This window comes from Salmonella enterica subsp. enterica serovar Typhimurium str. LT2 (assembly GCF_000006945.2).
In the GTDB taxonomy this organism is placed as follows: domain Bacteria; phylum Pseudomonadota; class Gammaproteobacteria; order Enterobacterales; family Enterobacteriaceae; genus Salmonella; species Salmonella enterica.
The window spans coordinates 2,157,863-2,169,990 of record NC_003197.2 but is presented as its reverse complement, the minus strand read 5'-3'; the positions used below and the strand labels follow the sequence as shown (position 1 = coordinate 2,169,990).

Sequence of the window (12,128 nt, the reverse complement as noted above, 5' to 3'; positions counted from 1 at the left end):
TCATGATCTTTTAATAAATAAATCGTTAACAAATTAGTCGCGTTATGTTGTAAAAACTAAGTCGTTTAATTGCATAGTGAAAGTTCAATTGTTAAAAATTCCGAGTCATTTAATTGTTGCAGGTTCATCATGGTTATCCAAAATAATAATTGCCGGGGTGCAGTTAGCAAGTATTTCATATCTTATTTCTATGCTAGGTGAAGAGAAATATGCAATCTTTAGTTTGTTAACTGGTTTATTAGTATGGTGTAGCGCTGTTGATTTTGGCATAGGTACAGGACTGCAAAATTATATATCAGAATGCAGAGCCAAAAACAAAAGTTATGATGCATATATTAAATCAGCATTACATCTAAGCTTTATAGCTATTATTTTTTTTATTGCTTTATTTTATATTTTTTCTGGGGTAATTTCCGCTAAATATCTTTCTTCTTTTCATGAGGTATTACAGGACAAAACCAGAATGCTCTTTTTTACCTCATGTCTGGTTTTCAGTTCTATTGGAATCGGAGCTATTGCTTATAAAATACTTTTTGCCGAATTGGTCGGGTGGAAAGCTAATCTATTAAACGCATTATCTTATATGATAGGTATGCTCGGCTTGCTATATATATACTATAGGGGGATCTCAGTTGACATAAAATTATCACTAATAGTCCTGTATCTTCCAGTGGGTATGATTTCATTGTGCTATATTGTATATAGATACATAAAGCTTTATCATGTTAAAACAACAAAATCTCATTATATAGCAATTTTACGTAGATCTTCAGGGTTTTTTCTTTTTACTTTATTATCGATAGTGGTGCTTCAAACAGATTATATGGTCATTTCTCAAAGGCTAACTCCTGCTGATATTGTTCAATATACAGTAACGATGAAAATTTTTGGTTTAGTCTTTTTTATTTATACTGCTATTTTGCAAGCATTATGGCCTATATGTGCTGAATTGAGAGTCAAACAGCAATGGAAAAAACTTAACAAAATGATAGGTGTCAATATTTTGCTTGGCTCACTATATGTTGTTGGATGTACAATATTTATTTATTTATTTAAAGAACAGATATTTTCAGTAATAGCCAAAGATATTAATTATCAAGTTTCTATTTTATCTTTTATGTTAATTGGCATATATTTCTGTATTCGCGTTTGGTGTGACACTTATGCAATGTTATTGCAAAGTATGAATTATTTAAAAATACTTTGGATATTAGTACCACTACAAGCAATAATTGGTGGAATAGCACAATGGTATTTTTCTAGTACGCTTGGAATCAGTGGAGTGCTGCTTGGCTTGATTATATCTTTTGCTTTAACTGTTTTTTGGGGGCTTCCACTAACTTACTTAATTAAGGCAAATAAGGGATAATCATATGCTTATATCATTTTGTATTCCAACTTATAATAGAAAAGAATATCTTGAAGAGTTGTTGAATAGTATAAATAATCAGGAAAAATTTAATTTAGATATTGAGATATGTATATCAGATAATGCCTCTACTGATGGTACAGAGGAAATGATTGATGTTTGGAGGAACAATTATAATTTCCCAATAATATATCGGCGTAATAGCGTTAACCTTGGGCCAGATAGGAATTTTCTTGCTTCAGTATCCCTTGCGAATGGGGATTATTGTTGGATATTTGGCAGTGATGATGCTCTTGCGAAAGACTCGTTAGCGATATTACAAACTTATCTCGATTCTCAAGCAGATATATATTTATGTGACAGAAAAGAGACCGGGTGTGATTTAGTTGAGATTAGAAACCCTCATCGTTCTTGGCTCAGAACAGATGATGAACTTTATGTGTTTAATAATAATTTAGATAGGGAAATCTATCTCAGTAGATGCTTATCTATTGGTGGTGTATTTAGCTATCTAAGTTCTTTAATAGTAAAAAAAGAACGATGGGATGCCATTGATTTTGATGCGTCCTATATTGGCACTTCCTATCCTCATGTATTTATCATGATGAGCGTATTTAATACGCCAGGGTGCCTTTTGCATTATATATCAAAACCACTCGTAATATGCCGAGGAGATAATGATAGTTTCGAGAAGAAAGGAAAGGCCAGACGAATTTTAATTGATTTTATTGCATATTTAAAATTAGCTAATGATTTTTACAGTAAAAATATATCTTTAAAACGAGCATTTGAAAATGTTTTGCTAAAAGAGAGACCATGGTTATATACAACTTTGGCTATGGCATGTTATGGCAATAGTGATGAAAAAAGAGATTTATCTGAATTTTATGCAAAGCTAGGTTGTAATAAAAATATGATCAACACTGTACTTCGATTTGGGAAACTAGCATATGCAGTGAAAAATATTACCGTGCTTAAGAATTTTACTAAACGGATAATTAAGTAGTAGTAAGTTATTATATTGAGATTAAATGTAGATTTAACCTTTCTGGATTCAGCTAGATTTACGTTACTGACTTTTCTTTTTAATGAAAAATCATATTTGATATATATAAATAAATTTGGATAGCTTAACTACTTAGATGTTTTTTTCTGGGAATGTTAGTATAATAATATATTTCTTTATGATTGTTTTTGTAGTGTTTTACTGCCGGTATTACATTAACTCTATTATTAAGAATTACACCTAGTGTAAGCTTCGTAATATTATTTATCCTTATGATTATTGCTTTAAAGATGCGTATGGAAAAACGGAGAGCTATTCAATGATCGTAAACCTATCACGTTTAGGTAAAAGTGGTACGGGAATGTGGCAATACTCGATTAAATTTTTAACGGCACTGCGAGAAATAGCTGATGTTGACGCAATAATCTGTAGCAAGGTACACGCTGATTATTTTGAAAAGCTCGGTTATGCAGTAGTTACTGTTCCGAATATTGTTAGCAACACATCAAAAACATCGCGACTTAGACCATTAGTATGGTATGTATATAGTTACTGGCTTGCGCTGAGGGTTTTAATTAAGTTTGGTAATAAAAAATTGGTGTGTACTACACATCACACTATCCCCTTACTGAGAAACCAAACGATAACCGTACATGATATAAGACCTTTTTATTATCCAGATAGTTTTATTCAGAAAGTGTATTTTCGCTTTTTATTAAAAATGTCCGTTAAGCGATGTAAGCATGTTTTAACGGTATCTTATACCGTTAAAGATAGCATTGCTAAAACTTATAATGTAGATAGTGAGAAAATATCAGTAATTTATAATAGTGTTAATAAATCTGATTTTATACAAAAAAAAGAAAAAGAGAATTACTTTTTAGCTGTTGGTGCAAGTTGGCCACATAAAAATATTCATTCATTCATAAAAAATAAAAAAGTTTGGTCTGACTCTTATAATTTAATTATTGTATGTGGTCGTACTGACTATGCAATGTCTCTCCAACAAATGGTCGTTGATCTGGAACTAAAAGATAAAGTGACTTTTTTACATGAAGTCTCATTTAATGAATTAAAGATTTTATATTCTAAAGCCTACGCGCTTGTTTATCCATCTATTGATGAGGGTTTTGGTATACCTCCTATTGAAGCGATGGCATCAAATACTCCAGTTATAGTGTCCGATATACCAGTATTTCATGAAGTGTTAACCAATGGTGCATTATATGTGAATCCGGATGATGAAAAAAGCTGGCAGAGTGCAATTAAAAATATAGAGCAGTTGCCTGATGCAATTTCCCGATTTAACAACTATGTCGCACGGTATGACTTTGATAATATGAAGCAGATGGTTGGCAATTGGTTGGCGGAATCAAAATAAATGAAAATAACATTAATTATTCCCACATATAATGCAGGGTCGCTTTGGCCTAATGTTCTGGATGCGATTAAGCAGCAAACTATATATCCGGATAAATTGATTGTTATAGACTCAGGTTCTAAAGATGAAACGGTTCCGTTAGCCTCAGACCTGAAAAATATATCAATATTTAATATTGACTCTAAAGATTTTAATCATGGAGGAACCAGAAATTTAGCAGTTGCAAAAACTCTGGACGCTGATGTTATAATTTTTCTAACGCAAGATGCAATTCTCGCGGATTCGGATGCAATTAAAAATTTGGTTTATTATTTTTCAGATCCATTGATAGCAGCGGTTTGTGGTAGACAACTTCCTCATAAAGATGCTAATCCCCTTGCAGTGCATGCCAGAAATTTTAATTATAGTTCAAAATCTATTGTTAAAAGTAAGGCAGATATAGAAAAATTGGGTATTAAAACTGTATTTATGTCCAATTCTTTTGCTGCCTATCGCCGTTCCGTTTTTGAAGAGTTAAGTGGGTTTCCTGAACATACAATTCTTGCCGAGGATATGTTTATGGCGGCTAAGATGATTCAGGCGGGTTATAAGGTCGCCTACTGCGCTGAAGCGGTGGTAAGACACTCCCATAATTATACCCCGCGAGAAGAGTTTCAACGATATTTTGATACTGGTGTATTTCATGCTTGTTCTCCGTGGATTCAGCGTGACTTTGGCGGAGCCGGTGGTGAGGGTTTCCGCTTCGTAAAATCAGAGATTCAATTCCTGCTTAAAAATGCACCGTTCTGGATTCCAAGAGCTTTATTAACAACCTTTGCTAAATTCTTGGGTTACAAATTAGGCAAGCATTGGCAATCTTTACCGTTGTCTACATGTCGCTATTTTAGCATGTACAAGAGTTATTGGAATAATATCCAATATTCTTCGTCAAAAGAGATAAAATAAATGTCTTTTCTTCCCGTAATTATGGCTGGCGGCACAGGTAGCCGTTTATGGCCGCTTTCACGCGAATATCATCCGAAGCAGTTTCTAAGCGTTGAAGGTAAACTATCAATGCTGCAAAATACTATAAAGCGATTAGCTTCACTTTCTACAGAAGAACCCGTTGTCATTTGCAATGACAGACACCGTTTCTTAGTCGCTGAACAACTCCGTGAAATTGACAAGTTAGCAAATAATATTATTCTCGAACCGGTAGGCCGTAATACTGCACCAGCGATCGCTCTTGCCGCGTTTTGTGCGCTCCAGAATGCTGATAATGCTGATCCTCTTTTGTTGGTTCTTGCTGCAGATCATGTGATTCAGGATGAAATAGCTTTTACGAAAGCTGTCAGACATGCTGAAGAATACGCTGCAAATGGTAAGCTTGTAACTTTTGGTATTGTTCCAACGCATGCTGAAACGGGTTATGGATATATTCGTCGTGGTGAGTTGATAGGAAATGACGCTTATGCAGTGGCTGAATTTGTGGAGAAACCGGATATCGATACCGCCGGTGACTATTTCAAATCAGGGAAATATTACTGGAATAGCGGTATGTTTTTATTTCGTGCAAGCTCTTATTTAAACGAATTAAAGTATTTATCACCTGAAATTTATAAAGCTTGTGAAAAGGCGGTAGGACATATAAATCCCGATCTTGATTTTATTCGTATTGATAAAGAAGAGTTTATGTCATGCCCGAGTGATTCTATCGATTATGCAGTTATGGAGCACACACAGCATGCGGTGGTGATACCAATGAGCGCTGGCTGGTCGGATGTGGGTTCCTGGTCCTCACTTTGGGATATATCGAATAAAGATCATCAGAGAAATGTTTTAAAAGGAGATATTTTCGCACATGCTTGTAATGATAATTACATTTATTCCGAAGATATGTTTATAAGTGCGATTGGTGTAAGCAATCTTGTCATTGTTCAAACAACAGACGCTTTACTGGTGGCTAATAAAGATACAGTACAAGATGTTAAAAAAATTGTCGATTATTTAAAACGGAATGATAGGAACGAATATAAACAACATCAAGAAGTTTTCCGCCCCTGGGGAAAATATAATGTGATTGATAGCGGCAAAAATTACCTCGTTCGATGTATCACTGTTAAGCCGGGTGAGAAATTTGTGGCGCAGATGCATCACCACCGGGCTGAGCATTGGATAGTATTATCCGGGACTGCTCGTGTTACAAAGGGAGAGCAGACTTATATGGTTTCTGAAAATGAATCAACATTTATTCCTCCGAATACTATTCACGCGCTGGAAAATCCTGGAATGACCCCCCTGAAGTTAATTGAGATTCAATCAGGTACCTATCTTGGTGAGGATGATATTATTCGTTTAGAACAACGTTCTGGATTTTCGAAGGAGTGGACTAATGAACGTAGTTAATAATAGCCGTGATGTTATTTATTCATCAGGTATTGTGTTTGGAACGAGTGGGGCTCGCGGTCTTGTAAAAGATTTTACACCTCAGGTATGTGCTGCTTTTACGGTTTCATTTGTTGCCGTTATGCAGGAACATTTTTCCTTTGATACCGTAGCATTGGCAATAGATAATCGTCCAAGTAGTTATGGGATGGCTCAGGCGTGTGCTGCTGCATTGGCGGATAAAGGCGTTAACTGTATTTTTTATGGAGTGGTACCAACCCCAGCTTTGGCCTTTCAGTCTATGTCTGACAATATGCCTGCGATAATGGTTACGGGAAGTCATATTCCATTCGAGCGGAACGGCCTCAAGTTTTATCGTCCTGATGGTGAAATCACGAAACATGATGAGGCTGCGATCCTTAGTGTTGAAGATACGTGCAGCCATTTAGAGCTTAAAGAACTCATAGTTTCAGAAATGGCTGCTGTTAATTATATATCTCGTTATACATCTTTATTTTCTACTCCATTCCTGAAAAATAAGCGTATTGGTATTTACGAACATTCAAGCGCTGGGCGTGATCTTTATAAGCCTTTATTTATTGCATTGGGGGCTGAAGTCGTTAGCTTGGGTAGAAGCGATAATTTTGTACCTATAGATACAGAGGCTGTAAGCAAAGAGGATCGGGAAAAAGCTCGCTCATGGGCTAAAGAGTTCGATTTAGATGCCATATTCTCGACAGATGGGGATGGTGATCGCCCTCTTATTGCTGATGAGGCCGGTGAGTGGCTAAGAGGCGATATACTAGGTCTATTATGTTCACTTGCATTGGATGCAGAAGCCGTCGCTATTCCTGTTAGTTGTAACAGCATAATTTCTTCTGGCCGCTTTTTTAAACATGTTAAGCTTACAAAAATTGGCTCGCCTTATGTTATCGAAGCTTTTAATGAATTATCGCGGAGTTATAGTCGTATTGTCGGTTTTGAAGCCAATGGCGGTTTTTTATTAGGAAGCGACATCTGTATTAACGAGCAGAATCTTCATGCCTTACCAACTCGTGATGCTGTATTACCAGCAATAATGCTGCTTTACAAAAGTAGGAATACCAGCATTAGCGCTTTAGTCAATGAACTCCCAACTCGTTACACCCATTCTGACAGATTACAGGGGATTACAACTGATAAAAGTCAATCCTTAATTAGTATGGGCAGAGAAAATCTGAGCAACCTCTTAAGCTATATTGGTTTGGAGAATGAAGGTGCAATTTCTACAGATATGACAGATGGTATGCGAATTACTTTACGTGATGGATGTATTGTGCATTTGCGCGCTTCTGGTAATGCACCTGAGTTACGCTGCTATGCAGAAGCTAATTTATTAAATAGGGCTCAGGATCTTGTAAATACAACGCTTGCTAATATTAAAAAACGATGCTTGCTGTAAAAAAATTGAATGTTATTTACTTAATATGCCTATTTTATTTACATTATGCACGGTCAGAGGGTGAGGATTAAATGGATAATATTGATAATAAGTATAATCCACAGCTATGTAAAATTTTTTTGGCTATATCGGATTTGATTTTTTTTAATTTAGCCTTATGGTTTTCATTAGGATGTGTCTATTTTATTTTTGATCAAGTACAGCGATTTATTCCTCAAGACCAATTAGATACAAGAGTTATTACGCATTTTATTTTGTCAGTAGTATGTGTCGGTTGGTTTTGGATTCGTTTGCGACATTATACATACCGCAAGCCATTTTGGTATGAGTTAAAAGAAATTTTTCGTACGATCGTTATTTTTGCTATATTTGATTTGGCTCTGATAGCGTTTACAAAATGGCAGTTTTCACGCTATGTCTGGGTGTTTTGTTGGACTTTTGCCCTAATCCTGGTGCCTTTTTTTCGCGCACTTACAAAGCATTTATTGAACAAGCTAGGTATCTGGAAGAAAAAAACTATCATCCTGGGGAGCGGACAGAATGCTCGTGGTGCATATTCTGCGCTGCAAAGTGAGGAGATGATGGGGTTTGATGTTATCGCTTTTTTTGATACGGATGCGTCAGATGCTGAAATAAATATGTTGCCGGTGATAAAGGATACTGAGATTATTTGGGATTTAAATCGTACAGGTGATGTCCATTATATCCTTGCTTATGAATACACCGAGTTGGAGAAAACACATTTTTGGCTACGTGAACTTTCAAAACATCATTGTCGTTCTGTTACTGTAGTCCCCTCGTTTAGAGGATTGCCATTATATAATACTGATATGTCTTTTATCTTTAGCCATGAAGTTATGTTATTAAGGATACAAAATAACTTGGCTAAAAGGTCGTCCCGTTTTCTCAAACGGACATTTGATATTGTTTGTTCAATAATGATTCTTATAATTGCATCACCACTTATGATTTATCTGTGGTATAAAGTTACTCGAGATGGTGGTCCGGCTATTTATGGTCACCAGCGAGTAGGTCGGCATGGAAAACTTTTTCCATGCTACAAATTTCGTTCTATGGTTATGAATTCTCAAGAGGTACTAAAAGAACTTTTGGCTAACGATCCTATTGCCAGGGCTGAATGGGAGAAAGATTTTAAACTGAAAAATGATCCTCGAATCACAGCTGTAGGTCGATTTATACGTAAAACTAGCCTTGATGAGTTGCCACAACTTTTTAATGTACTAAAAGGTGATATGAGCCTGGTTGGACCACGACCTATCGTTTCGGATGAACTGGAGCGTTATTGTGATGATGTTGATTATTATTTGATGGCAAAGCCGGGCATGACAGGTCTATGGCAAGTGAGTGGGCGTAATGATGTTGATTATGACACTCGTGTTTATTTTGATTCCTGGTATGTTAAAAACTGGACGCTTTGGAATGATATTGCCATTCTGTTTAAAACAGCGAAAGTTGTTTTGCGGCGAGATGGTGCGTATTAAGCTTACCGAGAAGTACTGAATAATAATTGTATAAATTAGCCTGCGTAAAATCTGAACGCATCAATCGCTACCTTAATATCATACCTTTGAGTTAACATACTATTCACCTTTAACCTGCCATGACCGTTTGTGGCAGGGTTTCCACACCTGACAGGAGTATGTAATGTCCAAGCAACAGATCGGCGTCGTCGGTATGGCAGTGATGGGGCGCAACCTCGCGCTCAACATCGAAAGCCGTGGTTATACCGTCTCCGTTTTCAACCGCTCCCGTGAAAAGACCGAAGAAGTGATTGCCGAGAATCCCGGCAAAAAGCTGGTGCCTTATTACACGGTGAAAGAGTTTGTTGAATCCCTCGAAACGCCTCGTCGTATCCTGTTAATGGTGAAAGCGGGCGCAGGTACTGATGCAGCTATCGATTCGCTGAAACCGTATCTGGAAAAAGGCGATATCATTATTGATGGCGGTAACACCTTCTTCCAGGACACAATCCGTCGCAATCGCGAGCTGTCTGCGGAAGGTTTTAACTTTATCGGTACCGGTGTTTCCGGTGGTGAAGAGGGCGCGCTGAAAGGGCCATCTATCATGCCTGGCGGTCAGAAAGATGCCTATGAACTGGTGGCGCCGATCCTGACGAAGATTGCTGCTGTGGCAGAAGATGGCGAACCGTGCGTGACCTATATCGGCGCCGATGGTGCTGGTCACTACGTCAAGATGGTCCACAATGGTATTGAATATGGCGATATGCAGCTTATCGCTGAAGCTTACTCCCTGCTGAAAGGCGGCCTGAATCTCAGCAATGAAGAGTTGGCGAACACTTTTACTGAGTGGAATAACGGCGAGCTGAGCAGCTATCTGATCGACATCACTAAAGACATCTTCACTAAAAAAGATGAAGACGGAAACTACCTGGTGGATGTCATTCTTGATGAAGCCGCCAACAAAGGGACCGGTAAATGGACCAGCCAGAGCGCGCTGGATCTGGGTGAACCGCTGTCGCTGATTACCGAATCCGTCTTTGCGCGTTACATCTCTTCGTTGAAAGCGCAACGTGTTGCCGCATCTAAAGTGCTCTCCGGGCCGAAAGCGCAGCCGGCAGGCGACAAAGCTGAATTTATCGAGAAAGTGCGTCGCGCGCTGTATCTTGGCAAGATCGTCTCCTATGCGCAGGGCTTCTCGCAGCTACGCGCCGCGTCTGATGAATATCACTGGGATCTCAACTACGGCGAGATTGCTAAGATTTTCCGGGCGGGCTGTATCATTCGCGCTCAGTTCCTGCAGAAGATCACCGATGCTTACGCAGAAAACGCCGATATCGCTAACTTGCTGTTAGCGCCTTACTTCAAGAAAATTGCTGATGAGTACCAGCAGGCGCTGCGCGATGTCGTGGCTTACGCGGTGCAGAACGGCATTCCGGTGCCGACATTCTCTGCGGCAGTGGCCTACTATGACAGCTATCGCGCCGCAGTACTGCCAGCTAACTTAATTCAGGCGCAGCGTGACTACTTTGGTGCGCACACCTATAAACGTACTGATAAAGAAGGCATTTTCCATACCGAATGGTTGGAATAATTTCTGCAAAAATGTTTAAGCCCGGTTTAATACCGGGCTTTTTTTTATCTCTATTCTTATTGATTTATCGCTTTTGCTTAATATTAACTTAATAATCTGTGTTTATCGTAATGAAGATAATCTGAATTGTTTTCGTCTGCGTTGCACTTTATATACTCAGGCGTTAAAACTTTAATATCTTATCAGGATGCGAAATACATCATGATTCATAATTAAGTTAATTCTGAGAGCGAATAATGAAAATCACGATATCCGGGACGGGTTATGTTGGCTTGTCTAATGGTTTGCTTATTGCACAACATCATGATGTGGTGGCGTTAGACATTGTTCCTTCCCGTGTTGAACTGTTAAATGATCGGATATCTCCGATTGTTGATAAAGAAATTCAGCAATTTTTAAAGGAAGATAACATCAGATTCAGGGCAACGCTGGATAAGTTTGATGCGTACCAGAATGCAGATTACGTCATCATTGCTACGCCTACGGATTACGATCCCAAAACTAACTATTTTAATACGTCCAGTGTGGAATCGGTCATGCAGGATGTGATCAGCATCAACCCCGCAGCAGTGATGATTATTAAGTCTACGGTGCCGGTTGGCTTCACGGCGGCAATGCGTCAGAAGTTTGCGACAGAAAATATCATTTTCTCTCCGGAGTTTTTACGTGAAGGTAAAGCCCTTTACGATAACCTTTATCCCTCCCGTATCGTGATTGGGGAACAGTCTGAGCGCGCCAGAGAATTTGCCGCATTACTCCAGGAAGGCGCTATTAAACAGGAGATTCCAACGCTGTTTACGGACTCCACTGAGGCGGAAGCCATTAAACTTTTCGCCAATACTTATCTCGCTATGCGAGTCGCTTATTTTAATGAATTAGACAGCTATGCTGAAACGTTAGGATTAAATACCCGACAAATTATTGAAGGGGTGTGCCTCGACCCGCGTATTGGCAATCATTATAATAATCCCTCTTTTGGTTATGGCGGATATTGTTTGCCAAAAGATACCAAACAGTTGCTGGCCAATTATCAGTCGGTGCCTAATAATATTATCTCCGCTATCGTTGAAGCAAACCGTACGCGTAAAGATTTTATTGCCGACGCTATCCTCGCCAGAAAGCCTAAAGTGGTGGGCATTTATCGCCTGATTATGAAGAGTGGCTCCGATAACTTCCGCGCCTCATCGATTCAGGGGATTATGAAGCGCATTAAAGCGAAAGGCGTAGAGGTCATCATCTATGAGCCGGTAATGGAAGAAGATACTTTCTTTAACTCACGTCTTGAACGTGATTTGCACTGCTTTAAACAGCAGGCGGATGTCATTATTTCCAACAGGATGGCGGCAGAGCTTTTGGATGTCGCTGAAAAAGTGTATACCCGCGATCTTTTCGGTAGTGATTAATAAGGCAATCGGGGCTGATGAGTCCCGATGATTTATTGACCAAATGGAAATAATGTCTGATTTTTATCATTAATCCTATGGCATATATTTGC

9 protein-coding genes and 7 other annotated features are annotated in these 12,128 nt (G+C 38.5%); all 9 genes read left to right on the top strand.

The window, feature by feature from the left end:
• Window positions 1-76: 76 nt before the first annotated feature.
• Complete coding sequence (gene rfbX / locus STM2088) at window positions 77-1,369, top strand: putative O-antigen transferase (RefSeq protein NP_461033.1); 1,293 nt, start codon at window positions 77-79, stop codon at window positions 1,367-1,369.
• Window positions 1,369-1,374 (top strand) — a ribosome-binding site (putative RBS for rfbV; RegulonDB:STMS1H002235). (Overlaps the previous gene by 1 nt.)
• Window positions 1,369-2,375 (top strand): abequosyltransferase gene (gene rfbV, locus STM2087; protein ID NP_461032.1). Within the gene, window positions 1,374-2,375 belong to an annotated coding region; the region does not span the whole gene. (Overlaps the previous feature by 6 nt.) The genes rfbX and rfbV overlap by 1 nt, the downstream gene beginning before the upstream one ends.
• Window positions 2,376-2,688: 313 nt before the next feature.
• Window positions 2,689-2,694, top strand: a ribosome-binding site (putative RBS for rfbU; RegulonDB:STMS1H002234).
• The gene (gene rfbU / locus STM2086; RefSeq protein NP_461031.1) for a mannosyl transferase occupies window positions 2,689-3,756 on the top strand. Within the gene, window positions 2,695-3,756 belong to an annotated coding region; the region does not span the whole gene. Its footprint overlaps the feature before it by 6 nt.
• Window positions 3,751-3,756 (top strand) — a ribosome-binding site (putative RBS for rfbN; RegulonDB:STMS1H002233). Its footprint overlaps the gene before it by 6 nt.
• Window positions 3,751-4,701 (top strand): rhamnosyl transferase gene (rfbN, locus tag STM2085; protein ID NP_461030.1). Within the gene, window positions 3,757-4,701 belong to an annotated coding region; the region does not span the whole gene. The genes rfbU and rfbN overlap by 6 nt, the downstream gene beginning before the upstream one ends.
• Window positions 4,699-4,704: a ribosome-binding site (putative RBS for rfbM; RegulonDB:STMS1H002232), on the top strand. Its footprint overlaps the gene before it by 3 nt.
• Window positions 4,699-6,141, top strand: a protein-coding gene (gene rfbM, locus STM2084) for a mannose-1-phosphate guanylyltransferase (protein ID NP_461029.1). Within the gene, window positions 4,702-6,141 belong to an annotated coding region; the region does not span the whole gene. (Overlaps the previous feature by 6 nt.) The genes rfbN and rfbM overlap by 3 nt, the downstream gene beginning before the upstream one ends.
• Window positions 6,121-6,126: a ribosome-binding site (putative RBS for rfbK; RegulonDB:STMS1H002231), on the top strand. It overlaps the preceding gene by 6 nt.
• Window positions 6,121-7,561, top strand: a protein-coding gene (rfbK, locus tag STM2083) for a phosphomannomutase (protein ID NP_461028.1). Within the gene, window positions 6,128-7,561 belong to an annotated coding region; the region does not span the whole gene. The genes rfbM and rfbK overlap by 21 nt, the downstream gene beginning before the upstream one ends.
• Before the next feature lie 64 nt (window positions 7,562-7,625).
• Window positions 7,626-7,631: a ribosome-binding site (putative RBS for rfbP; RegulonDB:STMS1H002230), on the top strand.
• Window positions 7,626-9,063, top strand: a protein-coding gene (gene rfbP / locus STM2082; RefSeq protein ID NP_461027.1) for an O-antigen transfer protein. Within the gene, window positions 7,633-9,063 belong to an annotated coding region; the region does not span the whole gene. It overlaps the preceding feature by 6 nt.
• 151 nt (window positions 9,064-9,214) lie before the next feature.
• Window positions 9,215-9,220: a ribosome-binding site (putative RBS for gnd; RegulonDB:STMS1H002229), on the top strand.
• Window positions 9,215-10,633, top strand: a protein-coding gene (gene gnd / locus STM2081) for a gluconate-6-phosphate dehydrogenase (protein NP_461026.1). Within the gene, window positions 9,227-10,633 belong to an annotated coding region; the region does not span the whole gene. (Overlaps the previous feature by 6 nt.)
• A gap of 236 nt (window positions 10,634-10,869) precedes the next feature.
• A complete protein-coding gene (gene udg, locus STM2080) occupies window positions 10,870-12,036 on the top strand; it encodes a UDP-glucose/GDP-mannose dehydrogenase (protein ID NP_461025.1) in 1,167 nt (388 codons plus the stop codon).
• Window positions 12,037-12,128 lie beyond the last annotated feature (92 nt).